Below are 27,000 nucleotides of genomic sequence, written 5' to 3'. Positions count from 1 at the left end.
ACTCCAAAAAATTTTCTTTTCTGTTCCCTGTCCTCCGTTCTCTATTCTCTGCTCTATGTGGCGTAAACTTAAATCCTTCATCAATCGCACTCGCAGCATTTTGATTATTACTCCTAGTGTGGCCGTGATAGTGATTGTCGGGCAATCATTGGGACTGTTTAATTTACTGGAATGGAAACTACGCGATCAATGGGTACGTCAGCACGTATCTGAGGAAATCGCTGATGAAATTGTCATTGTCACAATTGATGAAAAAGATATTCAAACAGTGGGTAAATGGCCGATTCCAGATTGGTCATTAGCAGAATTACTAACCAAAATTAAACAACAGAAACCCAGAGCTATCGGTTTAGATTTATATAGGGATTTGCCAGAAAGTCAGGGATATGAAAAGCTGGTGCAAGTTTTTCGGACTACTCCCAATTTAATCGGAGTTGAGAAAATTACTGGTGAGCGCGTCAATCCCCCACCGGAACTGAAAAAACTTGAGCAAGTAGGATTAGCTGATTTAGTGTTAGATGGCGATCGCTTTGTGCGTCGTGCTTTACTAACGGCGGAAGATGTCAAAGACCAAGGTAAAATCAAAGCTGGATTGGCAACTTTAGTCGCACTTAAATATCTAGAAGCAGAAAAAATTAGCTTAGAATCTGTTGATGAAAAGCAACAGAAATTCCGTTTGGGTAAAGCCATCTACGTTCCCCTCAAACATCAAGATGCAGGTTATACAGAAGCTGATTTAGGTGGCTATCAAATTCTCCTCAATTGGCATGGTTCAGAAACAGCCTTCCGCACAGTTCCCATGCGTAATGTATTGGCAGGTAAAATTAAGAGCGATTTTATGCGCGATCGCATGGTATTTATTGGCTCCACCGCCTCCAGCACTAACGATTTCTTCAGCACACCTTTTTCGTCCGGGCTAAATGCCCAAAAGCCAACTCCTGGTGTGGTGATTCACGCTAATATCGCCTTGCAACTGGTACAGGGTGCAAAAACTGGCAAAACTAACCTAAATGGTATTTCTGGGCTTTATACTTCATACTGGATTGTTTTGTGGGCTGTTATTGGTTCGGTAGGTAGTTGGTGCTTAGGTAGTACCCGTTACAAACGTCAAATTCCCGGTGGTAACATTTTTTGGGCTAGCGTTAGCATCACTGGGGGCTTCCTGGGAGCTAGTTATGGGTTATTTTTAGGTGGTGTTTTAATACCAATTACTCCAGCCTTAGCCGCTTTTTTGAGTAGCGTTATCGCCACAACTAACGCCCATAAACAAAAGAAATTAGAAGCAGCAAATCAAGAATTAGAAATTGCCAACGCTCAATTACTAGATTATTCCAAAACCCTAGAGTTAAAAGTTCAGGAACGCACCCACGAACTAATGGAAGCTAAACAAGCTGCTGATGCTGCTAACCAAGCCAAGAGCGAGTTCCTAGCTAATATGAGTCACGAACTAAGAACACCACTTAATGCCATCTTGGGTTTTGCCCAGGTATTAGAAATATCACCAGACATGAGCGAGAAAAATCTGCAAGGAGTGAAAATTATCAACCAAAGCGGTTCACACCTCCTCATGTTGATTAATGACATTCTCGATTTGTCAAAAATAGAAGCTCGTAAATTAGAGTTAGTAACTACAGTTGTCTATTTACCTAATTTTCTCCACGGAATTACGGAAATATGCGGTATTCGAGCCAAAGAAAAAAGTATTAACTTCCAGATTTCCGTAAGCGATAGTCTACCATCAGTCGTTGAAGTAGACGAGAAGCGCCTCCGCCAAGTCTTAATCAACTTATTAGGTAACGCCATCAAGTTCACTGATAACGGCGGTGTCACACTAAAAGTAGAGCTACTAGAAAACGAACAATCCCCATCCCCCACTCCACACTCCATTGCCAAAATCCGCTTCCAAATCGAGGACACCGGAATTGGTATGTCTGCACAGCAAATAGAAAAAATATTCTTACCGTTCGAGCAAGTTGGTTCAGCACAGCAACGTTCTGAAGGTACAGGCTTAGGCTTGGCTATCAGTCAAAAAATAGCAGCTTTGATGGGCAGCGAAATTCAAGTACAGAGTCAACCAGGGGAAGGTAGTTTATTTTGGCTAGATTTACAACTACCAATTCCTCTTTCCCATGACTGGCAGAATGTAGGTGCTTCGCCATTCCCCAGCAACCAAAAAATTATCGGTATTCAAGGTAATACTCCACAAATTTTGATTGTCGATGATGATGATAACCATCGTGCTATCCTCAGTCGTCTGTTGCAAGAAGTTGGCTGTCGCACCGTAGAAGCTAACGACGGTGAACAGGGGTTAAAAATGGCGATCGCACACCATCCAGATATGATTCTGCTAGATTTAGCTATGCCGAATATGGATGGGTTTGAGTTTATCGTTCATCTACAAAAGCAGCCACAAACCAATAATATTCCCATCATTGTTTCTAGTGCTAACGTCTTTGAAGAAAATCGTCAGCGTAGTATCCAAGCAGGAGCCACCGCATTTGTACCAAAACCTCTGCACGCAGATGAACTACTCAATACCATACATTCTGTGTTGAAATTTGACTGGATTGATGATGCTCCATCCACACCGCAACCGTCGCTTCCTCAATCTGAGGCGATATCTGATAGTGAATTAGTTGTGCCATCCCAAGAGATTTTGCAGCAACTATATCACTTGGCCATGATGGGAGATATTCAGGCGATCGAGGGAATTATAAAAGAACTAACTCAAACAAACTCTCAACTAACTCCTTTTGCAACCCAGTTGAGCAAATTGGCTGCTGATTTTCAAACAGCAAAAATCCGTAAGTTCCTTAAATCGTTTATCACAATGGAGTTACGCCAATGACTAGGCCAGTACATATCCTCTTAGTAGATGATAATCCTAATAATCTCAAGGTGCTATCAGAAGCAATTCAAGGGTATGGCTGGAAAGCACTGATGGCCACAGATGGAGAATCGGCGATCGAGCAGACAGAATATGCCATTCCCGATCTTATTCTTCTTGATGTGATGATGCCGGGTATTGATGGATTTGAAACTTGTCGGCGGTTAAAAGCAAATCCAATTACAGAAAATATCCCTATTATTTTTATGACTGCGCTGGCTGATGCTAAAGACAAGGTAAAGGGATTAGAAATTGGCGCAGTTGACTATATCACCAAACCTTTCCAACAGGAAGAAGTTATTGCACGATTAAAATTACATTTAAAAATCTCCCATCTTACTCGCACATTAGAAGAATCCGTACAAAAGCGTACCGCAGAATTAACCCAATCTTTACATAATTTACAACAAACACAATTACAACTAATCCAAAGCGAAAAAATGTCCATTCTTGGACAACTAGTAGCAGGAATTGGGCATGAAATTAATAACCCCATTGGTTTTATTGCTGGTAGCTTATCTCATATAGAAGAATATACAAATAGTCTGCTCAGTTTAATAAGTTTACAACAACAGAAATTCCCAGATTCAGACCCAGAAATTGAGGATTTAATTGCAGAAATTGACCTGGAGTATATTCATGAGGATTTACCTAAATTAATTAAATCAATGAGCCAGGGAATTAACCGTCTTAAAGATATTAGTTTATCCCTAAGAACCTTTGCTCGTGCAGATATTTCATCTCAAGTAGAGTTTCAAATTCACGAAGGGATTGATAGTACTTTGATGCTATTAAAGCATCGTTTAAAAGGTAGTGGGAACCGCACAGAAATTAAAGTTGTTACAGAATATGGAAATTTGCCGCCAATTAGTTGCTATCCTGGACAACTTAATCAAGTATTCATGAATATCATTGCCAATGCTGTTGATGCTTTTGATGAAACTGACCACCAATATTTTCAACAGACATCTAGCCAACCCACTATCCATATCATCACATCAGTTGATTCTCAGCGAGAAAATGTCATAATTTCAATTCGAGATAACGGATGTGGTATGCCGTTGGAAGTGCAAGCGAGAATTTTTGAACAATCTTTTACAACTAAACCTGTAGGAAAAGGTACAGGTTTAGGATTAGCTATTAGTCACGAAATTATTGTTAATAAACATCATGGAAATATTAATTGTAACTCAACACTCGGTGATGGGACACAGTTTACTATTATTCTACCAATTAATTACTGTGGCTAAGTAATTTTTAATCTAAAAAATAATAAATTAAGACAATTGATTAAAAAACACTGATAAAATAATAAAAATTAACTAATTTTTGTAGAAAATACAACTACCAATGTAGAAAATAAACAAAGCCTTTAAGCCCAGAATTAAGATAATTAGTTTGTGTTAAATATAAAGTCATTTATGGGAAGACTAAGTATTGGATATATGCGGAGAATGGGAGATGCAAAAACCCCCTACTTTATTGGGTTTGTTTAATGACTTAGGCATATTGAGCAATTGCTTATTGCTATCGTTAGGAATGATGCTTATATGGTATGACTATGCCAAAGCCGATGTTATCTCTGATGGTACGCTAAATACTACCGTTACCCAAAGTGGCACTAAATTTATCATTACCGATGGTACTCGTGTCGGGAATAATCTCTTCCACAGCTTCAGCCAATTCTCTGTTCCCAGCAACGGCTCGGCAGTCTTCAACAACGCCACAGATATTCAAAACATCTTCAGCCGTGTCACAGGCGGTAACATATCTGACATTGATGGCTTAATTCAAGCTAATGGCAGCGCTAATCTCTTTTTACTCAATCCGGCTGGTATCCTGTTTCGTTCCCATGCCAAGTTAGATATCGGTGGCTCGTTTGTGGGTAGCACAGCCAATAGCATCAAGTTTGCCGATGGTGCAGAATTTGTCGTTACACCTACTTCCGGCACACCACTACTCACCCTAGCCGTACCCATTGGCTTACAGTTTGGCACAACCCCAAAACCAATTCAGGTTGAGGGTACAGGACATCAATTACAACTACTCAATTCAGCCAATCCAGGTAACTCACCCATTAATCCACAAAGCCATGTCACAGGAATACAGCTAGAAGTTAAGCCAGGAAAGACCTTAGCCCTGATCGGTGGGGATATTAGTTTAGTCGGTGGTACTCTCAAAGCGACGGACGGACGTATCGAGTTAGGCAGCGTTGGTGCTGGAATGGTCAGCTTTGAGGGTGGGAAATTTAACTATGACAATGTGCAGAGTTTCCGAGATATTCACTTTTCTCAAAAAGCCTTAGCTGATGCTAGTGGTCTTGGTGGGGGAGCAATTCAAATCCAAGGAGTGCAGGTTAGTTTCATTGATGGGTCAGTTGCTCTCATCCAAAACTTGGGGTCACAATCCTCTGAAGGTATTAACATCCGAGCTGCTGAATTGTTCGAGGGTATAGGTGTTGATGCCAATAGTCTCATACCTAGCGGTTTGCGGAATGAAACCTTGGCTACTGGTAATAATGGAGAGATTGCAGTTACGACTAGACAGTTAGTATTAGAGCAGGGCGGAAGAATTAATTCTTACACCTATGGTTCGGGTAAATCTAGCAATATTACCCTAAAAGTTGATGATTCATTGAAATTAATCGGTTTTACACCCATTTACCCCAATCCAAGCTCTATTTCTACTGGAACCTACGGTGTTGGTTCGGCTGGAGATATCCACATTTCCACTAGACAGTTAACTGCTGTAAATGGTGGGGCAATTAGCGCTGCCAGCCTTGGTAGTGGTGCGGCGGGGAATGTGACTGTCAAGGCAACTGAGTTAATAGAATTAAATGGATTTATGCCGGGATTATTTATCCCTAGTTCGATTAGTTCTCCTGCTCTTTCTGCTGGCAATGCTGGCAATGTACAAGTAGATACTAATAGACTCATCCTCAGCAATGGAGGCAGAGTTGATTCCTCTACTGTTGCTAGTGGCAAAGGTGGTAATTTAGTAATTAATGCTACTGACTCTATTGAAGTCATGGGTACTGTGCCAGGTTCCCGCAATCCCAGCCTAATTAGTTCCTCTGCCAATATTTTAGATGAATCATTCCGTCAACGCTTTAAACTTCCACCTGCACCCTCTGGAGACTCTGGTAGCCTAACAATTAATACAAGTAAATTAACTGTTAGCGATGGTGCATTAATCAATGTCCAGAATGAGGGAAGCGGTAATGCTGGGGCGTTACGCATCAACGCTGGCTCTATTTTTCTCAACAATCGTGGTAGGATTACAGCTTCGGCGCAGTCTGGTGAGGGTGGTAATCTCAACTTGCAGGTGCAAAATACTATAGTTATGCGACAGAGCAGCCTGATATCAACCGAAGCAGGCGGTACAGGTAATGGGGGCAATCTGACTATTGATGCACCCTTTATTATTGGTCTAGAAAATAGCGACATTATCGCTAATGCCTTCCAAGGGAATGGCGGGAAAATTCAACTCACTACCAAAAGTATCTTTGGTTTAGAGTATCGTCCTCAACTTACTCCAGAAAACGATATCACTGCTAGTTCTCAATTTGGAGTTAGTGGAGAGGTGCAAATCAATAACATTGGACTTGATCCCAACTCTGGCTTAGTTGAACTACCTGCAAATGTCACAGATCCATCGCAGCAAATTTCTACAGGCTGTGCAAATAATCAAGCTAGTAGTTTTGTCGCTACAGGAAGGGGTGGAATACCACAAAATCCCCAACAACAAATTGGGAGCGATCGCACTTGGTCTGATACCCGCGACATCAGTGTATTCCGCAAATCCGGCAACTTGACTACCCAAGCACCTACATCACCGGAAACTCTCACACAAGCCACTTCTTGGTATCGTAACGCTCAGGGTAAAATTGAGTTAATCGCCACCTCATCTTCTACAAATGTGCAGACTTTAACTTGTGCTGCGGTTCCTAAGAGTTAATTTACAGTTGTATGGTAAGCAAAATTCTTTATAGACTAATTTCCACAATCTGTATCATATTTTTATAAACCATTTACTCACATAGCCACAGAATGATACATTAGAACGCTTGATTTTTGAAACCTAGTCAAACTACCATGACACTAGCGGGTAAAGCCACCCAATTTGAGTACAAGGCACTGTACAAGCCAAATCAACTGATTTATGGCAATGGGCAAGTAGCAGTGATTACAGGATGGACTGTAAAAAGTGCGATCGCCAAACACATAGAACCGCAAGAATATGCTGTAATTGGGCAGTTGTACTCACCTACCAGAGGCATCAGTTTACTGATTCGTAATTTACTTTGGAATCCTCATGTGCGTTATTTAGTTGTGCTTAACGCCACTAAGGAAGATAAAAATTCCGGTGCAGGAGAGTGCTTACTAGAATTTTTCCGTCATGGTTTTACAGAGGGTGTATCTGATACTGGACTTAGTTGTTGGGTAATTCGCTCTGCTATTCCTGGTTATATAGATATAGAAGTAGATGCCGATGCGTTGGAACATCTGCGGCAGTCAATAAAGTATAGTGAAGCAAAATCTATAAGTGAAGCTGTTAGTTTAATTAAATCCTATGCACAAGAGGAAGCAGTTACTCCTTGGGGAACGCCATTAGAATTTCCCATGACTACTGTTGAACCGACTGTTCTACCAGGGCCAAGATACGGACACAGAATAGAAGGTAAAACTATAGCCGAAACATGGGTAAAAATTATTCATCGCATCAAAACAACCGGAACAATTCGCCCCACTGGTTATGATGGACAATGGCAAGAACTGATTGACTTAATGGCGGTAATTACTGATGAGCCTGCCGATTTTTATTTTCCTGAGCCTAATTATCTGCCAATTGACCACAATTTTTTACAAGAATATATCTCACAAATTCTAGATGATGCTCCATACCGTGAAGGTTTGAAATATACTTATGGTCAACGATTGCGTTCTTGGTTTGGTCGTGATCAAATTGAGCAAGTTATTCATAAATTAATCGGAGAAATTGACGCGGCTTCTGCTGTCATGAGCTTATGGGATGTGAAAGACCATGAAAAAGGCGGTAGTCCATGTCTGAATCATATTTGGTTGAGAGTTGTTGATAATGAGTTATCACTAACTGCTACATTAAGAAGTAATGATATGTTTGCTGCTTGGCCTGCAAATGCAATGGGACTCAGGGCTTTACAACAACATATTAGAGATAAAATTGCGGAAATTTCTGAATATGATTTAAAGATGGGGCCATTGATTACTATCAGTCAGTCGGCTCACATATATGATGATACTTGGGAAAATGCAGACAGACTAATTACCAATCAATATGCTTCAATTCTTAAGCAGCGTAATTATAATGACCCTTCAGGAAACTTTTTAATTGAAGTCGATAATCTGGAAATTGTCGTGACTCAAACCACATCAGGTAGTGGTGAAGTAGTCAAATCTTATCGAGGAAAAAATCCTCTTAATTTACTTAGAGAAATTTGTGCTGAGTCGCCAGCTATTCAGCCAGAACACGCAGGTTACTTAGGTCTGGAATTACAAAAGGCTAGTCAATCGATGAAACTTGGTAAGCCTTACATTCAGGATCAGTAAGCCTCAAAAGTGTTATCTATCTCAATAGATAGCAAACTTAGAATAGATACTGATTAGTTAAAAATTAACGTGCTTTTTTCATACTTTAGTTACCGTATTAAATTACGTATATTCAAGGTGGCGTTTTAAACAATACAGTTAGATAAATTATAGAAAATTATACGCAATAATTTTACTGCATAGCTATATAGCCATGCTAGTTAATATTGTAAGAAGTTCTGGTGTTTTGTGAAATTAAGGAGTCTTTGCATGTCGGTCTTAAGTGATAGAGATATTATCGATGAGTTAGTACGTGGTAATCTACTGTTTTATCCATTTAATAAAGAGAGGTTGAAAGGTTCTGTTCTTGGTTTAACAGCAAGTAAGTGTGCTTACTCCATTAAAAATAAATCTCTTTTAAAAATTGAAACTGATGTAGATTCAAATAGGTCTTATTTTGAGATAGATGAACGAGATACAGTCTTAATATTTACAAACGAATGTATAGCATTGAATGATTTTTATTGTGGTACTATACATTCTAAAGTATTAATAGTGTCAAGAGGATTAAGCCACATAGGTACTAAAGTAAACCCAGGTTGGTCAGGTATATTGTCTATACCTATTCATAACCTATCAACTGATAAGAATAAGGTGTACGTTAATGAAGTAATTGCATACTTGAGATTTCATAAGTTGAGTTCGAGAAGTTTATCTATTGTTGCAGAACATAAATCAGGTAGACTCAACGATTTTCCTGATAATGTACCACAACCGCTAAATGAATGGATTCACGATAGTAAAAATACATGGAGAACTGGCGATACAAGCATATTGAAAAAAACATTAGAAGAATCTCAAGAATATCAAGAAGTAAAGAGAAATCGTTTACAGGAAACTACAAGCTACCGCATGAAGACTATTTTGAATAGATGGGCTGCTCCTATAGTAGTTTCTTTACTCATGTTATTTTATTTCCATCGTAATAATAAAGTTAACAATGAGTTAATTATTGCTATTATTCCTGTTGCTTATACAGCAGTATCAGAATTTACTCGAAATTCGAGAAATAATTAACAGTAAATATTTCAAATGAGGAATTATACTCTGAATTTCTCTATAGTAACTCATAGTTTTTTGAATATGCAGTAATAAATATGAACAAAGTATATATTTCAGGGGCTTTGACGGATGTGAAAAATCTAGTACAATGCAAAGCACTTTATGAAGAAATTGGTTGTCTTTGCCAAGAACTGGGTTTTCAAGCTTATGTTCCACACAAACAAACTGATCCAATAAATAATCCTGACATTAGCCCTCGTGAAGTTTTTGAGCAAGATAAACATCTAGTTAGCACATCAGATTTAGTTATTGCTTACTTAGGCTCGCGCTCTTTTGGTGTTGGTATGGAGTTAGCTTATGCCGAGACAAACAAAATTCCTATAATTCTTTTATACGAAACTGGTAAGCGCATATCAAGATTTCCACGCGGCATCCCTACTGTAATTGCTGAGATTCAGTTTAATGAACATGAAGACGCTTTAAGCCAGCTTAAAAATGTTTTATTGAAATGGGAACAAGAGAAAAAAAAGTTTTCTTTGCCGCCAGAACCTTAAAATAAATATTGCAATTGATAAATTAACAAAATATGCCTTTAAATGATGAACAGCATCAAAGACCAACATGGGATGAATATTTTTTGATGTTGGCTAAACTTGCTGCTACTCGCTCAACTTGTTTAGCGTTTCCAGTAGGGGCTGTGATTGTGAAAAATAAACAAGTGGTGGCGACTGGTTATAATGGTTCACCATCAGGTTCGGCTCACTGTACTACTCAAGGTTATTGTTATCCTGGGTTGAATAGTTGTGATGCTAGTAAAACTTTACCATCTAGGGCTGTACACGCAGAAGCTAATGCGATCGCTCAAGCAGCAAAACATGGAATATCAACAGATGGTGCAAGTATTTATGTGACTCTAGAGCCTTGTTTATCTTGTTTAAAGTTAATTATTTCCGCAGGAATTAAGGAAGTATTTTACGAAACCTCTTTTAACAGTGGTGAGAAAGCGTTAGTTAGAGATTCTTTCGTTCAAGAAGGTTTAGTAACTTTCAAACAAATTGATTTATCTGAATTAACAGTGAAAAAAGCTGCTTTATTTTTAACAAATCCTACCTCTGTTGCTAGAGCAGCAACAGAAGTATCTGGATTTTAGAACTTTTTTACGGGCGATGGCTACGTCTGATTTCGGTAATTTGGTCAGCCACATCTAAAATAGACTGCGGCATTTCTGTACCCGTAAAAATAACATCGACATGGGGAGGACGTTTAGCTAAAAAGGCTAAAACATCACCTTCGCTTATCAGCCCAAAGTGAATCGCTAAACTTAACTCATCTAGAAGCACAAGAGAATACTTGTTTTCGTACACTACCTTTTGTGTATGTAGCCATAACTTTTGTAAAGCTTGGTTTTCTGCTTCATCTAAATGAGGCGTATCGATACAGCGTGGCAAATCACAGCGTAGCCAATCTAAATTTTGACCTAATTGAATTGGTTGGTCTTGTCCTTGATTGATCCCACCTTTGAGAAACTGGACAATTAAGACTGGTGTACCTTGTCCAGCAATTCTCAGGGCTTGCCCCATGACGCTGGTAAAAAAGTTACGGTGTGAACTAGTGAAAACTTGCACTAGCCCTTCAATTGGGTATGGTAAGCTAAGGGACGAATTGGCACTGGGTGTTTCTAACTGGGCAACCATAAGAGAAATTTCAAAAAATCACGATAAATAAAATAGGTCTTGCAGGGATTCATTTAGAAAATCTACCTGTATAATCAATCTGATTTTGATTCAGCGTTATATGTCTGGCAATCTGCTTTATAAGTCAAACACTACGTCTGTCTCAAGTCAAGGGTTTAGTTGGGGAAGGAGAGAACACAGAAGGTTATAAGTTTTCTCTCCCTCATCTCCTGCATCTTCCGTGCCTCCTAGCTAAATGTTAGATTTGCAGCGAGGTTGGGCAAAACAAATTTATTATGTTTTAAATGTTACTGGTTGAGGAGTGAATTTTTGTGAGATTAGTGATTCTGGGAGGCTCAGGATCTGGGAAAAGTACTCAAGCCCAAAGGCTTTGCAGTCACTTAGAAATTCCTCAGATTTCTACGGGTGAAATTTTACGGGATGCTATTTCCCATGTTAGTGAATTGGGTCGCCATGCCCACCCATATGTAGCTAAAGGGGAGCTAGTTCCTGATGAAATGATTATTGAATTAATTCGATTGCGGCTGAAGCAGGATGATGTAAGTGAGGGTTGGATTTTAGAAGGTTATCCGCGTACTGCTTTCCAAGCTGAAGAGTTAGATTTTTTGCTGGAGGAGTTGGGACAGAAGTTAGATTGGGCAGTTTATTTACAAGTACCGGAAGCTGTTATGGTCAATCGTTCTTTGGGACGTTCTTTACCAGATGACCAACCAGAAATAGTGCAGCGTCGGGTAGAAATCTTTTACGATCGCACTGTTCCTATTTTAGAGTACTATGACCGTCGCCGTCGTTTGTTGACGATTAACGGTGATCAGCCACCAGAATTAGTCTCCCAAAGCGTTCTCAATCTACTTTCCGTTACCTAAACTCCTTTAATAAACTTAAAATTTTCTGTGATTGGTTGCAGTGTACTGCACAATATTTGTCATGCTTTCAGGCAGGAGTAAAAGTTTTGAGTTTTGAATTTTGAATTTTGAATTTTGAATTAATTTATGAGATGCTTACCCTACGATACAGTACTTAGATAAATTACTCAATTAAGGTAACTTTAAGGCGGTATTCTACAATAAAAGTTAGAGGCAACTCTCATGGTTTGGCAGCGTCCCGACGGTAGAAAACCCTATGAACTCCGTCCTGTTGAGTTTCACACGGGGTTTACCCGCTTTGCTCCTGGTTCAGTGCTGACAATATGTGGTGAGACTAAGGTACTGTGTACAGTTAGCGTGGCCGAAGGCGTACCCAGGTTTCTTGTAGGTAGTGGCAAAGGTTGGTTAACGGCTGAGTATCGAATGCTACCATCAGCTACACAGCAACGGCAAGAACGAGAATTATTAAAATTATCTGGACGGACGCAAGAAATACAGCGTTTGATTGGGCGTAGCTTACGCGCAACAATAGATTTTGAGGCGTTAGGAGAAAGAACTTTAACTGTAGATGCGGATGTGCTACAAGCCGACGCAGGTACGAGAACCGCAGCGATTACAGGCGGGTTTGTGGCTTTAGCTGGGGCTATTTCTCAATTATTGCAGCGCGGGGTATTAGAGCGATCGCCTTTATGCGGGCAAGTAGCAGCCGTCTCCGTGGGTTTATTAGAAGAAGAAGCATATTTAGATTTGAACTATATAGAAGATGTAGCTGCAACGGTAGATTTTAATGTAGTAATGAATCAACAATTGGGAATTATTGAAGTCCAAGGAACAGCAGAAGAAGGCAGTTTTAGCCGTACCCAATTAAATCAGTTATTAGATTGCGCTGAAAAAGGCATTCAGCAATTGTTAATCGCTCAACAGGAAGCAATTCCTGAGTGGGATCGGCTGTTTGTTGGAAAATAGGGATTGAGGACGGGGAAAAGTATTAATTCCTAGTCCTCTGCCCTATAAAATCCTAATTTTGATATTAATTATCTAAAATAAATGTAAGTAGTTCTTAGTTACATAAAACTTGAATTTATGACCATTCTTAATGCTAGTAATTTATCTTTAGAAGAAGTTCATCGGCTGTTTGGCTTTCAAAAACAATTCAATAACTCATTTTCCAACTTATTATCTCTGGAACCACTTACTGAAACAGAACAGCAGGAATTACAACAAATTTACGAAGACTTTGATAGATATCTAACAACAGGTAAAGTATCAGAAGGTCAAGTAAAGTTTCTTGTAGTCGCGCCCTTGCTGAGATTAGCTGGTTTTTATCACTATCCGATTGAGATTCGTTTAGAAGAAAATATTGCCGATATAGAAGTTGAAGATGAAGATATTCTCATTAAAGGCAGATTTGATATTTTAGCTATTAATAAAGCTAAATATACAAAAAACTCAGCATACTTTTGGGTACTAATAATAGAATCTAAAAATAGCCAAGTTGATATATCAACGGGATTTCCTCAATTACTAACTTACGCTTATAAAGGCATAGATAATCAAAAATCAGTTTGGGGTTTGACAACCAATGGGAGAAATTACCAGTTCTTTTATATTGAACAGGGAAATCCCCCTATTTATCACCTTTTGCCATCCTTAAATTTGATGGAACCCCCGCGTGCAATTGAATTGCTACAAGTTTTAAAGGCAATTTGTAAATTGTAAAAACTGTTAACGGTAGACTAATGAGCAATAACTTTCAATAACTCTACTATTTGCGATCGCTCTACTAAACTATTCGCGCATAAAATCCCAGAAGCCGCTACCGCCGGGACACCAATTCCTGGCATTGTACTATCACCCACGCGATACAAACCCTGAATAGGCGTATGCGTACTCGGAAACATCCCCTTACCAGCAGCAATAGCTGGGCCGTAGGTTCCCTGATGGCGGCGTAGGTAATAGGAGTGAGTTAACGGTGTACCGATGAGTTCCAATACCACACGTTCTCTAATATCAGGGATAATGCGCTCTAAAGCACGGTATAAAGACTCTGCTTTCTCCTTTTTCTTCACTGCATACCCATCACCGCGTTCCCATCCGGCGTGAGGTTCGAGGGTGTAAGCATGGACGACATGATGTCCTTCTGGTGCGAGAGTTGCATCCCACACACTGGGGATCGAAATCATGCAGGTATTACCTGAGATAGTAATATCTTGCTGAGAATCATGAACTACTACATGATGCCCTGTCAAATTTTCTAATCCATCTGCCCTAATGCCTAAATGCAAGTGCATAAAACTGTCTACGGCTGGCGTATCTAAAGCATTTTGACGGTAAGCCGCAGGTAAATCTTCAGGTCGTAATAGATGATTGTAAGTATCCCAAATTGTGGCATTAGAAATGACTATAGGCGCGTTGAGAATTTCCCCATTTTGTAACCTTACACCTACAGCTTTACCAGCTTCTACCAAAATTTGCTCAACGTGACATCCCAAACGTAATTTACCACCCCAACGTTCCAACCCACGCACCAAAGCATTGACAATTGCCGCACTACCCCCTACAGGATACTCAACTCCAGCGCGGGAACGTTCTCCCAACATAAAAGCCACCTCTGGGGCAATTGTGCCATGTGCTTTTAAGCCAGATAGGAGAAAACATTCTAAATCAATCAGTCTTCTTACCCAAGGGTGGTTAACCGTGGTATCCATCACATTCCCTACAGAAGACTGAACCAAGGGTAAGTAAGGTAACATTTGCGCCAAAGATGGTAAGTAACGTTGCAGTAAAACCAAAATTACCTGCCAGTCTGACCGCAATGCTAAGGTGGGAATACCTTTCATAGCTTCATATAACCCCAACAAGCGTTCTATAAATCGCTGGAGTTCTTCCGCACCTTGGAAAGTTATTTGCTGTACTTCATGAAGGTATTTTTCAGTGTTGCTGTATACTGCAACAGTTCCTTCAGGAAAATGGTATTTTCCTAGAGGATCATAGGGTATAACTTGGAGTGACTCACCTAAGACATCAAGAATCTGTTTAACAGGATTTAAACTTTGACTATCCGCCAAACCACAGTAAAAGGAGGGGCCAGAATCAAATTCAAATCCGCGCCGTCTAAAGCTATGGGCTGCACCACCAGCAATTGTATGACTTTCACACACAACGACCCGTTTACCATAACGCGCTAACAACCCAGCCGCGCATAAACCGCCGATACCGCTACCGATAACTATGGCATCAAGTGGGGGAGTGGGGAGTGGGGAGTTGGTAGTTGGGAGTGGGGAGGTCATATCGGTTTGGGAGATGAGGGAGATGAGGGAGAATAACTATGGACTGTTGACTGTTGACTAATGACTAATGACTAATGACCAATGACAACTGACAAATGACACAACCACTAATTGAACTCAAAGGCGTTTCTAAATCTTTTGGTGATCATCAGGTTTTAGACCATGTAGATTTGACGATTTACCGGGGTGAAGCTTTAGGAATTATTGGGCCTTCTGGTACTGGGAAATCAACTATTTTGCGTGTAATTGCTGGCTTAATTACTCCTGATACTGGGGAAGTTTATGTGCAAGGAGTAAAAAGGGAAGGGTTGATTGAAGATAGTCAAGATCCTGTTGGTATTGGCATGGTGTTTCAGCAAGCGGCATTATTTGATTCTTTGACGGTGGAAGAGAATGTGGGATTTTTACTTTATCAGCATTCTAAGTTACCGCGATCGCGCATTCGGGAGTTAGTCCATGAAAAATTAGACATGGTTGGTTTACATGGTATCAGTGATCTTTACCCATCAGAACTTTCTGGAGGGATGCGAAAACGGGTGAGTTTTGCCCGCGCGATTATGTCTAACCCTGATAATGCCGCAGAAGGACCAGAAGTTTTACTCTACGACGAACCAACAGCCGGACTTGATCCCATCGCTTCTACTGTGATAGAAGATTTAATCCGCGAGTTGCAATCTACACATGGAGTTTGTGGTACTTATGCGATCGTTACTCACCAAGATAGTACGATTAGACGCACAGCTGATAGACTAGTGTTTCTCTATCAAGGTAAAGTGCAGTGGGAGGGAACAGTTAGTGATATTGATAACACCGACCACCCCCTAATCAAACAGTTCATCAGTGGAAGCGTCCAAGGTCCAATTCAGGTAGTTGGTTAAACAAGTGCTGAGATATGAATAGTGCAATTTAAAACAAGACAATGAAAGCCGCGCCTCTCAAACTTTTATTATGTATAGCTTTATAAATTTTGAATTTTAAATTGGTATTGTTGATATGCGAGATTTTTTTACTCATCGTTTTACGTCGCAACGTACACTAAGAGAAGGTTCAGTGGGGTTGTTATTCCTATTTGGATTAGCAACCTTTGGTGTTGTTCTCCTATGGTTGAATAGGTATACTGCTGCTCGTAGTACATACAAGGCAATTGTAGAATTTGCTAACGCAGGCGGGATGCAAAGAGGCGCATCAGTTCGTTATCGTGGTGTAAAGGTAGGACGTATTTCTCAGATTCAACCAGGGCCAAATGCTGTAGAAGTAGAAATCGAAATTGCTCAACCTGATCTAATTATTCCTCGTGATGTAGTGATTGAAGCGAATCAAAGCGGATTAATTAGTGAAAGTATCATCGATATTACACCTAAATCATCACTACCTACTGGACAAAATCTGACTAAACCCTTAGACCAAAATTGTAATGCCAGCCTCATCATTTGTAATAATGCCCGCTTAAAGGGACAAATAGGTATAAGTCTTGATGATTTGATTCGTAGTAGTACTGAGTTAGCCAGTACCTACAACAACCCAGAATTTTATCAGAGGGTGAATAAACTTCTGGAAACTTCCTCACAAGCTGCGACTGGTGTAGCCGCATTGACTCAAGATTTTCGCGGTTTGACTAAGAATTTTCAAGGACAATTAAATACTTTTACTACAACTGCTACTACTGTACAAAAAGCAACTAACCAACTGACAGCTTCTACTACTAAAACTGTTGATCAGCTTGGTGTAACAGCAGGCCAATTCAACACAACAGCAACTCAAGCCAGTCGTTTATTGAGTGATTTGGATAGTTTATTAAATACCAATCGCTCAACTTTAGTCGGCGCTTTGAATAACATTACAGAAACTAGCAATCAACTACGTTTGACTGTCAGTAATTTATCACCAAGTCTGAATCGGTTGACTCAAGGAGAGTTAATCAAAAATTTAGAAACACTCTCGGCAAACGCAGCTGAAGCCTCGGCTAATCTGCGTAATGCCACCCAAAGTTTAAATGATCCAAAAAATGCCGTGCTGCTACAACAGACTTTGGACTCAGCCAGACTAACCTTTGAAAATACACAAAAAATTACATCAGATTTAGATGAATTAACGGGTGATCCTAACTTCCGCAAAAATCTCAGGCAATTGGTAAATGGTCTGAGTAATTTGGTATCTTCTACAGACCAGATGGAACAGCAAGCAAAGTTAGCCACCACCCTAGAGTCGATGAAAGTAGCCGCTACCAAACCCGCAGTAATACCCACTCTCACCGCTAATTCTTCACCCGACACCGTAACAACTGCGGATAACCAGCCTCAACCAAAAACGATCGCATCATCTCAAGAAAAGTTATTAAAGCAGCTACGAGAGTATGCGGAAAAGGAGAATGGGGACAATTGACAATTGATAATTGACAAGGGAGAAGAATTGATTATGGATTATTGACTATGGACTAATGACCAACTTAACAACAGCCGCAATTAATTCATCAGCGTTGAGTGGTTTGGGGAGATGTAGCTGATATCCAGCTTGGAGTGCTTGTTCTCGATCATATTGTCGCGCGAAGGCTGTTAAGGCGATCGCCGGAATTTCTCCCCCTTGTTCTTTTGTCCATGTCCTTACTTGTTGCATTAATGTATAGCCATTCATATCTGGCATACTAATGTCACTCACCAAAACATCTGGTTTAATTTTTGGCAATAGCTCCAATGCTTCCAATGCTGAAGTCGCCAAGCTCACTTCGGCTCCTTCTTGCTCTAGAATAAAGGCTAAGAAATCTCGTGAATCTGCATCGTCATCAACTACCAAGGTTTTAATACCCGAAAGTTGCAAAGAATTATTTTGTAATGATGCAGAGTGATATTCCTCATAATTCACACTCACATCCTCTTCTGGAAGCATTGGTAATCTCACGGTGAAAGTTGCACCCTGTTCTTCCCCAAGGCTTTGAGCAGTCACAATACCACCATGAATTTCCACAATTTTCCGTACAATAGCCAGCCCTAACCCTAGTCCACCAAATTTTCTGGTAGAACTGCTGTCTGCTTGGCGGAAGTAATCAAACACATAAGGTAAAAACTCTAGGCTAATGCCTTTGCCTGTATCACTAATTACAATTTGAGCATAGCCATTAACTTTTTCTAGGCGTACTTCTATCTTGCCACCGTTGGGCGTGAATTTAACTGCATTAGAAAGTAAATTCCAGACTACTTGCTGCAAACGCGCCGAGTCACCCATAACCTGTCCAATTTTGGGTGCAAATCTTGTCGTTATCTCAATTGACTTAGTTTCGGCGGCAAGACGCATGGTTTCCAGCGCTGTTAATATCACAATTACTAAATTAACTTTAGTAACGTTTATTACTAACTTACCTTGTAATATTCTGGAGATATCTAGTAAATCTTCGATCAGTTGTACTTGTAAAGTGGCATTACGTTCAATTGTTGCTAAAGCTTGTGATGTCCTCGCGGGGTTAAGCTGACGCTCTTGCAACAATTTAGACCAACCTAGAATTGCGTTCAAAGGGGTACGTAACTCATGAGAGAGAACTGCTAAAAATTCATCTTTAATGCGGTTAGCTGTTTCTGCTTCGGCTCTGGCTGTTTGCTCTAACTCTAAAAGCCGCGCTCTTTCTTCCAAAATTTGTTTTTGCTCATGAATATCCGTACATGTTCCAAACCATTTAACTACTTTACCTTGGTGGTCTTTAAGTGGAAATCCCCGTCCTAGTTGCCAGTGATAGGAACTATCAACTGCACGTTTAAAACGGTATTCATTCTCGTATAAAGACCCAGTTTCTACAGCTTTTAACCATACTTCATGACTCCGTTCTACATCATCAGGATGCAGTGCTGCTAACCATCCAGAACCTAAAGACTCCTCTAAAGTTAACCCAGTATAATTACACCAGTTTTCATTAAAATAATCACACTCACCGTTGGCATTAGCTGTCCAGACAATTTGAGGAATGGCTTCTGCTAGATAACGATAGCGTTCTTCACTCTCTTTGAGAATTTCTAAAATACGCTGACGTTCATGAATTTCTTGCTGTAATTTCTCGTTGGCCTTACTAATTTCATTTGTGCGTAAAGTAACTATTTCTTCTAAATGATTTTGATATTTTCTTAGTTCTACCTCTACCTTTAATCGCTCTAATATTTCATTTTGTAGGTCTTGATTAGCTCTTTCTAGTTGAGCCGGGCTAGGAAGTGCTAAAGCTTGAGGTACTAAAGGTATTAATGCTAATGCTGTAAATACAGATATTAGTGCTGTTGCTGCCTTTAAAAAACCGGATGTCCAATAAGTAGGATACCAAAGTGTCCATATTTCCATAATGTGGGTTGTACCACAAGCCACAATAAATCCGCTAAACAACAGGAACATCCAATAAAACGGTAAATCCTGCCGTCTACGAACAAAGTAAAAAAGTGTAGCAGGAATAGAATAGTAAGCTAATGCAATTAATCCATCAGATATAATGTGTAACCAAACTAAGTCTGTCTTCCATAGATAGCAATGACCATGTGGAATAAATGGGGATGAATTAGAAAAATAAGTCCATAATTCTGACATATTGCTGTGAATAAATACCTAAGTTATTGAATCTATATTTTTGAACAAAAGACAAGTTTTTCCAAAAAAAAATATTATATTGTGAACAATATTTAGTTAATTGAATAATCTATTTAAACATGAGTTTAAAATACTGATATTTTATAAAAATTATTCGGTTGTTTAAGAAATGTGTAGGCAAAAATGTGCCTTACAAAACTATAATAAGCTGGATATTGCCTACAAATACTACAACGAATTATAATTTTTTCCAAAATTAAAGTAGCTACTGTTATGAGATTTATTGTATTTGTTAAGTATAGTAATCATTGCTATGACATTTACCCAATCAATTTAACACTATAATTTTTATTATCTATAAGTATATATACTTCCAGTGCGTGCTGCTCGGTGATGGATGTATTTACAAGCTAGCTCTGCTTTGAAACCTATAATTACTTGGTTTATCGTCAGACAATCTCAGGTAAGATTAATACTCTGAGAACTGTGGATAGGGAGATACTTGGCTTGGCTACTCTTGGAGTGAACATAGACCATATTGCGACCATCCGGCAAGCGCGACGGACGGTAGAACCTGACCCTGTGGCGGCGGCTGTACTGGCAGAATTAGGCGGGGCAGATGGTATCACTGTACATTTACGGGAAGACCGTCGGCATATTCAAGACCGTGATGTGCGACTGTTGCGTCAAACTGTGCGTACACACCTCAATTTAGAAATGGCGGCTACAGATGAAATGGTGGGAATAGCCCTTGACATCAAACCAGATTATGTGACGCTAGTTCCAGAGAAAAGAGAAGAGGTAACTACAGAAGGTGGTTTAGATATTGTCGGGCAAATTGTTAGAATAGGTGAGGTAGTTAGTAAGTTGCAGAGTGCTGGCATTCCTGTGAGTTTATTTATTGATGCTGAACCTGCACAAATTGAGGCATCTGTCAAGGTACAAGCAAAGTTTATTGAACTGCACACTGGCAGGTATGCCGAAGCAACCGATGAAACTAGCCGCCACCACGAGTTAGCATTTTTAGCCGCAGGGTGTGAACAAGCGATTAAATCCGGGCTGCGAGTTAATGCTGGTCATGGCCTCACCTACTGGAACGTTTACCTCGTGGCTGCACTCCCAGGTATGGAAGAACTCAACATTGGTCATACCATCATCAGCCGGGCAGCTTTGGTAGGGATAGAAAGGGCAGTTCGGGAGATGAAGCAGGCTATTAGAGGGGAGTAGGTGAGTGGGGAGAGATGTGGTTCGGCTACGCTCACCAACCGGGAGATGAGGGAGCAGGGGAGAACAACTGATAACTGTCAACTGTCAACTGTCAACTACCTCCTGCCTCTAGAGGGGAATTGCTGCGAAATCTGGAAAATCTGTGGTATTTTGAAAGACTTCTATGAGCGCAACACAATCTAATAACCTACCGCTTTGGGTGCAGGACAGGGATCAGGTGATTGCTGAAAGCACTGATGTTCAATGGCGCTATCAGACTCCTCCAGATTATTCTCGTTCCAAAGAAAATCTTGCCAAAGAGAGTACACGCAATCACTTAGAGGGTACACTGGAAGCGATCGTCCAGAACTTAGTTAGAACCTTTGAAATGGAGGTTTCTTTCAAAGCTAACCCGCAGCAGTGGTTGTCAATTGTTAATGACAAGTTTCGTGTAAGTACTAATGGCGGGGCGGAGTACACAGCCGAAGATTTATCTGCCCAAGGTACTTACAATTTATTTATGGCGGATTCTGAACATTACAAAGCATCTCAAGAAAGCTTTGAATCATCCGCTAAACTTTTCCATACTACATTTCCTCAAGGTTTCCCTTGGGAGGTGTTGGAAGTCTACTCAGGGCCACCAACTGTAACATTCAAATGGCGACACTGGGGCCATTTTCGCGGTGCATATAAAGATTATGCGCCCACTGGGGAGACAGTAGAAATCATAGGTTTGAGTGTAGCTCACGTTACTGATGACTTAAAGATTATTTCCTTGGAACACTATTTTGATAACACGCTGTTCTTAGATAAGTTGACAGCTGGTGGTAAACAAACAAATAGTGAAACCAAAGGAAGTGGCTGTCCTTTTGGTTCTTGGTTTAAAAAATCTGGCAAGAGTTAGTTTAGGGGGTTAGGGATGTGAAGGACTGCTAAATCAAAAAATATTCTATATTTTTCTTGTAGGATAGCATCTTGCCTGTCCTAGAGTCTGGTAGGGCAAGATGCCCACCCCACAAAATGAATATTTATTTCTACAAAATACCTAAGAAATAAATATTCATCCCTATACCCATGTACTCCTACACCTCTATACCCCTGAATACTGTACCCTAAAACTATTAGTAAACAGAGGATGACAATGCAAACATATTATTACGTTTTGGCTAGCCGACGCTTTTTACTACAAGAAGAACCTATGGAGGAAGTGCTGAAAGAACGTACTCGCCATTACCACGAACAAGAAAAAGAAATTGATTTTTGGTTGGTTCCCCAACCTGCATTTTTAGAAACACCAGAATTTGCAGAAATTAAAGCGAAGTGTCCTCAGCCAGCCGCCGCGATTATTTCTACTAATCCTCAATTCATTACTTGGCTCAAACTCCGGTTGGAGTACGTTATTACAGGAGAATTTTCTGCCCCTTCGGAAACTATTCCTGATCCTTTGGCATCTTTAGCTACAGTTTCTTAGTCAATGTAGTCCTTGGTCAATAGTCATAAACTTTGGACTATTGACTATGGACTATTGACTAATAACTAAATAGAATCTTTTAGGTATTCACTATTTATAAGTATTAAATTCTGTGCAGAAATTTGCAACTTTACCTAGTGTGGTAGGATTGGCGATCGCAAGTGCGGGGTTAATGGGTAGCATAACTTCTGCAAACGCCCAGTCTTCTGTTCCTGTGTGTCAACCTCCAGGTGCTGGCGAGTATCTTTTGTTGGTAGTTAGCCCCACAGCAGAAAATAGAACTCAGTTACGTAATGCTTTACCAAATGAAATTAAAACTACTACCTGTCAATATTTGAATGATACGGTGACGCGAATAGGCGGGTTTAAAAGTATTGATGATGCTAACCGTTGGGCTAGATACATCAACACTATAGTTGGCTTATCTGCCATCATCACTACACGGCCTGGAGAAGCACCAGTTCAACAAGCCTCTGCTCCTAGAGTGACATATAATCCCCAAGCTTTAGGTCAGGGATATGCTGTGTTGGTTGATTATTACAACCGTCCAGAAATAGTCACTAGCGTACAACAAACCGTAGGCGGTAATGTAGGTTTGGCTTCCTACGGACAACGCCCTTACTTGTTGGCAGTTTACACTACTAACCAACAAGAGGCCTACAACACACTACAAAGACTCAATGAACGAGGTTTTTTTGCTGTGTTAGTAGATAGCCGTAATGTCATTTTACTGCGATCGGTTGTGCGGTGATATTTTGTTGACTGTTTACGGTTGACTGTTGACTATGGACTATTGACCATTAACTATAAATAAAGCCCTAGCCAGCCAAGAAATAGTTATACCTAAAGCTGACCCGGCTATTACTTGTACGGGTGTGTGTCCCAGCAATTCTTTGAGCCTGTCTTGGCTAAAATCGGGCTTTTCATGAAATAATTCATCAATCATCTGATTGAGGATACGTGCTTGCTTACCGGCAGCTTGGCGAACTCCGGCGGCATCGTACATAACAATGATGGCGAAAACCGCAGCCAAGGCAAAGTCAGGTGATGCCCAGCCCAGAGTTTGCCCGACACCGGCTGCAAGGGCTGTTACTAATGCTGAATGGGCGCTGGGCATACCGCCAGTTGTTACTAAAACGCGCACATTCAGTTTACGATTTTTAATTAGCTCAATAAATAGCTTCAAAGCTTGAGCAACAAAACAAGCTACCAGAGCAACCAGCAGCACCCGGTTGTCTAAAATTGCGCCTATGTCCTGCATGGTATTTTGGTTTGATTAGTCAATGTTAGCAGTAGTTGACAGTTGACAGTTGACAGTTATTCTCCTCTACTCCCGTGCTTGTTAGTGGTTGCGGCTGGTGATAAAGTGAGCGATCGCAACTAAAGGCTGTGCGCGTTCTCCAAATGGTTCTAGTTCTGCACACGCGGCTTCTATTAGCTCTTGGGCTTTGACTTTTGATTGTTCAATGCCCCACAAGCTGGGATAGGTGACTTTCTGGGCTAGGAGGTCTTTACCCGCAGTTTTACCTAGTTGCTCTTGAGTAGAGGTGATATCGAGAATATCATCAATGATTTGGAATGCTAACCCAATATTTTGCGAGTAGCGTGTGAGTCTTTGGATATCTTCTAGTGAGGCGCTAGCCAAAATACCGCCACAGACAACACAGGCTTCTAAGAGGGCGGCTGTTTTGTGATTGTGGATGAAATTGAGGGTTTCTAGGGAAATATCAGATTTTCCTTCTGATTCTAGGTCAACTACTTGACCCCCAACTAAGCCAGCTGCCCCCAAGGCGCGTCCTAAACGGGCTATTACCTGTAAAACTTTGTCTCTAGGCACAATTTCAGGAGTGCGGATAGCTACCAACTCAAAAGCATAAGCGAGTAAGCCATCTCCCGCTAGAATTGCGATATCTTCACCATAAACTTTGTGATTTGTGAGCATACCGCGACGGTAATCATCATTATCCATCGCTGGTAGGTCATCGTGAATCAAAGACATGGTGTGAATCATTTCCACAGCACAAGCTGTAGGCATAGCCATTTCAATTGTGCCGCCCATCATTTCACAGGTAGCTAAACAGAGAATGGGACGCAGGCGCTTACCTCCAGCTAACAGTGAGTAGCGCATCGACTCATAAATTTTTTCTGGATAAATGACGGGTATAGCCTCATCTAAAGCTGCTTCACAAAGTTTTTGCCGTTCTTTGAGATAAGCTACTAAGTTAAATTTGGCTTCCTCTGACATCTTCTGAAGGTTATCAGCTGCTACCATTCTCACAATTCCTTAAATTTTTGGCTTTTGGCTGTTTATCATACACGTCACAATTTTAAGATGCTCTGGAGCCAAAAGATTAACTGTTGCGTCTTTAATCATTAAAGATGAATGATAAATGATGCTTTATGTTACGATTCGTAATTTTTCATTTAACATTCAAGACTCCGCTTTCTTTGGCTGTTTGTAAATAGCTGGCGACTGTATTTTGTAATAACAAAGCGACAGTCATAGGCCCAACACCACCAGGAACCGGGGTAATATATTCTGCCACTCCAGCAATAGCTGCATAATCGATATCGCCTACTAAGCGACTCTTGCCATTAGCACCAGTGACGCGATTCATCCCCACATCTACCACAACCGCCCCTGGTTTCACCATGTCAGCATTAATTAATCCTGGCAAACCAGCCGCAGCAATGAGAACATCGGCATTTTGGGTAATGGATTTGAGGTCTTGCGATCGCGAATGAGCAATAGTCACCGTAGCATCAGCTTCTAAGAGCATCAAAGCCATTGGCTTACCTACTAAAATACTACGTCCCACCACCACAGCCTGCTTTCCGCGCAGAGAAATTTCATATTCTGCCAACAGTCGCATAACTCCGGCTGGTGTACAACTGCGTAAACCCCTTTCCCCACGCACCAAACGCCCCAAATTTACCGGATGCAGTCCATCAGCATCTTTATCTGGTTCTATTTGGTGCAGTAGTTTCACCGCATCCAAGTGCGGGGGGAGGGGTAGCTGTACGAGAATACCATCGACTTGTTCATCTTGGTTAAGCGCAGCGATGACATCTTCTAATTCCGCTTCGGTAGTCTCTGTTGGGAAATGCTTACCAAAAGAAGCAATACCTACCTTCGCGCAGGCTTTTTCCTTATTACCTACATAGGCTGCTGAGGCTGGGTTATCTCCCACCATCAACACAGCTAACCCAGGAGGGCGACCAATTTTCGCTTGTAACTCAGTTATTTGAGCCGTAAGTTCTTTGTAGATTTTTTCAGCTAAAGCCTTACCATCAAGAATTTTGGCAGTTTTTGTTTCCATAACAACCCCCAGAAGATGCGCCTTCTGTGCAAATTTCAGTGTCCGCAGTGTTTATCTTCGCATAATGGAAGTGGGGAGTGGGGGAGATGAGGGAGTAGGGGGAGATGAGGGAGAATAACTTTTGACTATGGACTATGGACTGTTGACTAATGACTATTGACTAATGACTAACAGGAGTGTGTAAGGATGAACAATTTGACATTGATGCTGCTATTGGTGGTGGGGTTGTGGGGTTGCGATAACTTGAGGATTTCAGGATTGGAGAACGGTAATCTTACTTTTGGTCGCAATGTTACGCCGATACGGGATATTAAACCAACACAAAACCAACAAGCTACAGTTTCCGTACAAGGGAAGGTAGAAGAACAAGTTCCTCTATTGCAGGGGCGGGTGTATCAAGTTAATGATTCTACTGGCACAATCTGGGTGGTGAGTAAGCAAGATCGTCTCAAAGTGGGGGAGTCGGCAGTTTTTAAAGGTAAAATTCGCTACGAAAGCATTCCTATAGCTGGTCAAGAGTTTGGGGAAGTTTATTTAATAGAGGAGTAATACTGGTAACAGAAACTTCTAGTTTAATTTTATGAGTAAAGAACAAGTACAGGTAGCGATCGCCATCCTTTACCAAAATAATCAGTATCTTATGCAGTTACGGGATGATATCCCCACTATTCCCTATCCTGCACATTGGGCTTTATTTGGTGGTCACATCGAACCAGGGGAAACACCAGAGATCGCAGTACAGCGAGAAATTCTAGAAGAAATTGGCTATACTCTCCCCCAGATTACCAAATTTGGTTGTTACCCAGACCAAACAGTGGTGCGTCATGTGTTTCATGCCCCACTATTAGTAGAATTTAATCAACTGGTGTTAAATGAAGGTTGGGACATGGGCTTGTTAACACCAGATGATATTCGTAAAGGTAAATTTTATTCAGCCAACGCCGGATCTGAAAAACCTCTAGGATCAGTAGCACAGCAAATTTTATTGGAGTTTATGGAAAAGAGTCAATAGTCAATAGTCAACAGTCAACAGTCAACATCTTCTCCCTTGTCTCCCCCTACTCCCCACTTCCCACTCCCTCA

The 27,000-nt window shown here is 40.7% G+C and carries 24 protein-coding genes; 18 read left to right on the top strand and 6 right to left on the bottom strand.

Going from position 1 to position 27,000, the window contains the following annotated elements:
- Window positions 1-55 precede the first annotated feature (55 nt).
- The 7 genes from NSMS1_RS21240 (at window position 56) to NSMS1_RS21210 (ending at window position 10,666) form a co-directional block, all read left to right on the top strand.
- Entirely contained in the window at window positions 56-2,848 is a 2,793-nt protein-coding gene (locus tag NSMS1_RS21240) for a CHASE2 domain-containing protein (protein ID WP_224086731.1), read from the top strand.
- Complete coding sequence (locus NSMS1_RS21235; RefSeq protein WP_224086730.1) at window positions 2,845-4,137, top strand: sensor histidine kinase; 1,293 nt, start codon at window positions 2,845-2,847, stop codon at window positions 4,135-4,137. The genes NSMS1_RS21240 and NSMS1_RS21235 overlap by 4 nt, the downstream gene beginning before the upstream one ends.
- Window positions 4,138-4,348: 211 nt before the next feature.
- On the top strand, window positions 4,349-6,844 hold the full coding sequence (locus NSMS1_RS21230; protein WP_224086729.1) for a beta strand repeat-containing protein: 2,496 nt from the start codon (window positions 4,349-4,351) through the stop codon (window positions 6,842-6,844).
- A gap of 137 nt (window positions 6,845-6,981) precedes the next feature.
- On the top strand, window positions 6,982-8,475 hold the full coding sequence (locus NSMS1_RS21225) for a thymidylate synthase (RefSeq protein ID WP_224086728.1): 1,494 nt from the start codon (window positions 6,982-6,984) through the stop codon (window positions 8,473-8,475).
- Window positions 8,476-8,724: 249 nt separating this feature from the next.
- Entirely contained in the window at window positions 8,725-9,531 is an 807-nt protein-coding gene (locus NSMS1_RS21220) for a dCTP deaminase domain-containing protein (protein ID WP_224086727.1), read from the top strand.
- Window positions 9,532-9,611: 80 nt separating this feature from the next.
- Window positions 9,612-10,070, top strand: coding sequence for a nucleoside 2-deoxyribosyltransferase (locus NSMS1_RS21215; protein ID WP_224086726.1), 459 nt, complete (start codon window positions 9,612-9,614; stop codon window positions 10,068-10,070).
- A gap of 32 nt (window positions 10,071-10,102) precedes the next feature.
- Entirely contained in the window at window positions 10,103-10,666 is a 564-nt protein-coding gene (locus NSMS1_RS21210; protein ID WP_224086725.1) for a deoxycytidylate deaminase, read from the top strand.
- 7 nt (window positions 10,667-10,673) lie between these two features.
- Here the strand turns inward: NSMS1_RS21210 and NSMS1_RS21205 are convergent, their stop codons facing one another.
- Window positions 10,674-11,210, bottom strand: coding sequence for a P-loop NTPase family protein (locus tag NSMS1_RS21205; protein ID WP_224086724.1), 537 nt, complete (start codon window positions 11,208-11,210; stop codon window positions 10,674-10,676).
- Between the two features lie 311 nt (window positions 11,211-11,521).
- On the opposite strand from NSMS1_RS21205, the gene NSMS1_RS21200 reads away from it, so the two are divergent.
- The 3 genes from NSMS1_RS21200 (at window position 11,522) to NSMS1_RS21190 (ending at window position 13,795) form a co-directional block, all read left to right on the top strand.
- A complete protein-coding gene (locus NSMS1_RS21200) occupies window positions 11,522-12,076 on the top strand; it encodes an adenylate kinase family protein (RefSeq protein ID WP_224086723.1) in 555 nt (184 codons plus the stop codon).
- Between the two features lie 222 nt (window positions 12,077-12,298).
- Window positions 12,299-13,042, top strand: a complete 744-nt coding sequence (gene rph / locus NSMS1_RS21195; protein WP_224086722.1) for a ribonuclease PH — start codon at window positions 12,299-12,301, stop codon at window positions 13,040-13,042.
- 117 nt (window positions 13,043-13,159) lie between these two features.
- Complete coding sequence (locus tag NSMS1_RS21190; protein ID WP_224086721.1) at window positions 13,160-13,795, top strand: restriction endonuclease subunit R; 636 nt, start codon at window positions 13,160-13,162, stop codon at window positions 13,793-13,795.
- Between the two features lie 17 nt (window positions 13,796-13,812).
- On the opposite strand, the gene NSMS1_RS21185 is transcribed toward NSMS1_RS21190, so the two are convergent.
- Window positions 13,813-15,366 (bottom strand): phytoene desaturase family protein, encoded by a 1,554-nt coding sequence (locus tag NSMS1_RS21185; protein ID WP_224086720.1) that lies wholly within the window; start codon window positions 15,364-15,366, stop codon window positions 13,813-13,815.
- 95 nt (window positions 15,367-15,461) lie between these two features.
- Here NSMS1_RS21185 and NSMS1_RS21180 point away from each other — a divergent pair, with 95 nt between their 5' ends.
- Both NSMS1_RS21180 and NSMS1_RS21175 read left to right on the top strand, forming a co-directional pair.
- On the top strand, window positions 15,462-16,244 hold the full coding sequence (locus NSMS1_RS21180) for an ABC transporter ATP-binding protein (RefSeq protein ID WP_224086719.1): 783 nt from the start codon (window positions 15,462-15,464) through the stop codon (window positions 16,242-16,244).
- A gap of 115 nt (window positions 16,245-16,359) precedes the next feature.
- The gene (locus NSMS1_RS21175) at window positions 16,360-17,748 is read left to right on the top strand and encodes an MlaD family protein (RefSeq protein WP_224086718.1); all 1,389 of its coding nucleotides are present in this window, start codon (window positions 16,360-16,362) and stop codon (window positions 17,746-17,748) included.
- A gap of 45 nt (window positions 17,749-17,793) precedes the next feature.
- On the opposite strand, the gene NSMS1_RS21170 is transcribed toward NSMS1_RS21175, so the two are convergent.
- Window positions 17,794-19,920: a hybrid sensor histidine kinase/response regulator gene (locus NSMS1_RS21170; protein ID WP_224086717.1), complete on the bottom strand. Its 2,127-nt coding sequence runs from the start codon at window positions 19,918-19,920 to the stop codon at window positions 17,794-17,796.
- Between the two features lie 507 nt (window positions 19,921-20,427).
- Between NSMS1_RS21170 and NSMS1_RS21165 the strand changes: the two genes are divergently transcribed.
- From NSMS1_RS21165 to NSMS1_RS21150, 4 genes are all read left to right on the top strand, one after another.
- A complete protein-coding gene (locus NSMS1_RS21165; protein ID WP_224086716.1) occupies window positions 20,428-21,147 on the top strand; it encodes a pyridoxine 5'-phosphate synthase in 720 nt (239 codons plus the stop codon).
- Between the two features lie 163 nt (window positions 21,148-21,310).
- A complete protein-coding gene (locus tag NSMS1_RS21160) occupies window positions 21,311-22,030 on the top strand; it encodes a SnoaL-like polyketide cyclase (protein WP_224086715.1) in 720 nt (239 codons plus the stop codon).
- Between the two features lie 237 nt (window positions 22,031-22,267).
- Entirely contained in the window at window positions 22,268-22,597 is a 330-nt protein-coding gene (locus NSMS1_RS21155) for an MgPME-cyclase complex family protein (protein ID WP_224086714.1), read from the top strand.
- A gap of 112 nt (window positions 22,598-22,709) precedes the next feature.
- Entirely contained in the window at window positions 22,710-23,348 is a 639-nt protein-coding gene (locus NSMS1_RS21150) for a hypothetical protein (RefSeq protein WP_224086713.1), read from the top strand.
- A 39-nt stretch (window positions 23,349-23,387) separates the two neighbouring features.
- On the opposite strand, the gene NSMS1_RS21145 is transcribed toward NSMS1_RS21150, so the two are convergent.
- From NSMS1_RS21145 to folD, 3 genes are all read right to left on the bottom strand, one after another.
- Window positions 23,388-23,858 carry a divergent PAP2 family protein gene (locus NSMS1_RS21145; RefSeq protein WP_224086712.1) on the bottom strand — a complete coding sequence of 157 codons (471 nt, stop codon included), beginning with the start codon at window positions 23,856-23,858 and terminating at the stop codon, window positions 23,388-23,390.
- Window positions 23,859-23,939: 81 nt separating this feature from the next.
- Window positions 23,940-24,869, bottom strand: a complete 930-nt coding sequence (crtE, locus tag NSMS1_RS21140) for a geranylgeranyl diphosphate synthase CrtE (protein WP_224086711.1) — start codon at window positions 24,867-24,869, stop codon at window positions 23,940-23,942.
- A 148-nt stretch (window positions 24,870-25,017) separates the two neighbouring features.
- Window positions 25,018-25,917: a bifunctional methylenetetrahydrofolate dehydrogenase/methenyltetrahydrofolate cyclohydrolase FolD gene (gene folD, locus NSMS1_RS21135; protein WP_224086710.1), complete on the bottom strand. Its 900-nt coding sequence runs from the start codon at window positions 25,915-25,917 to the stop codon at window positions 25,018-25,020.
- A gap of 186 nt (window positions 25,918-26,103) precedes the next feature.
- Between folD and NSMS1_RS21130 the strand changes: the two genes are divergently transcribed.
- Entirely contained in the window at window positions 26,104-26,466 is a 363-nt protein-coding gene (locus NSMS1_RS21130; protein WP_224086709.1) for a hypothetical protein, read from the top strand.
- Between the two features lie 31 nt (window positions 26,467-26,497).
- The gene (locus tag NSMS1_RS21125; RefSeq protein ID WP_224086708.1) at window positions 26,498-26,929 is read left to right on the top strand and encodes an NUDIX hydrolase; all 432 of its coding nucleotides are present in this window, start codon (window positions 26,498-26,500) and stop codon (window positions 26,927-26,929) included.
- Window positions 26,930-27,000 lie beyond the last annotated feature (71 nt).

Source organism: Nostoc sp. MS1 (assembly GCF_019976755.1).
GTDB lineage: Bacteria > Cyanobacteriota > Cyanobacteriia > Cyanobacteriales > Nostocaceae > Trichormus.
This window is presented reverse-complemented; position numbering and strand designations above follow the sequence as displayed.

Bases quoted from the DNA above. Each gene is read 5' to 3' on its own strand.
- folD (WP_224086710.1), bottom strand. From the start codon at position 25,917: ATGGAAACAAAAACTGCCAAAATTCTTGATGGTAAGGCTTTAGCTGAA.
- NSMS1_RS21235 (WP_224086730.1), top strand. From the start codon at position 2,845: ATGACTAGGCCAGTACATATCCTCTTAGTAGATGATAATCCTAATAAT.
- NSMS1_RS21125 (WP_224086708.1), top strand. From the start codon at position 26,498: ATGAGTAAAGAACAAGTACAGGTAGCGATCGCCATCCTTTACCAAAAT.
- NSMS1_RS21155 (WP_224086714.1), top strand. From the start codon at position 22,268: ATGCAAACATATTATTACGTTTTGGCTAGCCGACGCTTTTTACTACAA.
- NSMS1_RS21215 (WP_224086726.1), top strand. From the start codon at position 9,612: ATGAACAAAGTATATATTTCAGGGGCTTTGACGGATGTGAAAAATCTA.
- NSMS1_RS21210 (WP_224086725.1), top strand. From the start codon at position 10,103: ATGCCTTTAAATGATGAACAGCATCAAAGACCAACATGGGATGAATAT.
- NSMS1_RS21130 (WP_224086709.1), top strand. From the start codon at position 26,104: ATGAACAATTTGACATTGATGCTGCTATTGGTGGTGGGGTTGTGGGGT.
- NSMS1_RS21220 (WP_224086727.1), top strand. From the start codon at position 8,725: ATGTCGGTCTTAAGTGATAGAGATATTATCGATGAGTTAGTACGTGGT.
- NSMS1_RS21160 (WP_224086715.1), top strand. From the start codon at position 21,311: ATGAGCGCAACACAATCTAATAACCTACCGCTTTGGGTGCAGGACAGG.
- NSMS1_RS21240 (WP_224086731.1), top strand. From the start codon at position 56: ATGTGGCGTAAACTTAAATCCTTCATCAATCGCACTCGCAGCATTTTG.
- NSMS1_RS21190 (WP_224086721.1), top strand. From the start codon at position 13,160: ATGACCATTCTTAATGCTAGTAATTTATCTTTAGAAGAAGTTCATCGG.
- NSMS1_RS21175 (WP_224086718.1), top strand. From the start codon at position 16,360: ATGCGAGATTTTTTTACTCATCGTTTTACGTCGCAACGTACACTAAGA.
- NSMS1_RS21145 (WP_224086712.1), bottom strand. From the start codon at position 23,858: ATGCAGGACATAGGCGCAATTTTAGACAACCGGGTGCTGCTGGTTGCT.
- crtE (WP_224086711.1), bottom strand. From the start codon at position 24,869: ATGGTAGCAGCTGATAACCTTCAGAAGATGTCAGAGGAAGCCAAATTT.
- NSMS1_RS21185 (WP_224086720.1), bottom strand. From the start codon at position 15,366: ATGACCTCCCCACTCCCAACTACCAACTCCCCACTCCCCACTCCCCCA.
- NSMS1_RS21205 (WP_224086724.1), bottom strand. From the start codon at position 11,210: ATGGTTGCCCAGTTAGAAACACCCAGTGCCAATTCGTCCCTTAGCTTA.
- NSMS1_RS21180 (WP_224086719.1), top strand. From the start codon at position 15,462: ATGACACAACCACTAATTGAACTCAAAGGCGTTTCTAAATCTTTTGGT.
- NSMS1_RS21170 (WP_224086717.1), bottom strand. From the start codon at position 19,920: ATGTCAGAATTATGGACTTATTTTTCTAATTCATCCCCATTTATTCCA.
- rph (WP_224086722.1), top strand. From the start codon at position 12,299: ATGGTTTGGCAGCGTCCCGACGGTAGAAAACCCTATGAACTCCGTCCT.
- NSMS1_RS21230 (WP_224086729.1), top strand. From the start codon at position 4,349: ATGCAAAAACCCCCTACTTTATTGGGTTTGTTTAATGACTTAGGCATA.
- NSMS1_RS21225 (WP_224086728.1), top strand. From the start codon at position 6,982: ATGACACTAGCGGGTAAAGCCACCCAATTTGAGTACAAGGCACTGTAC.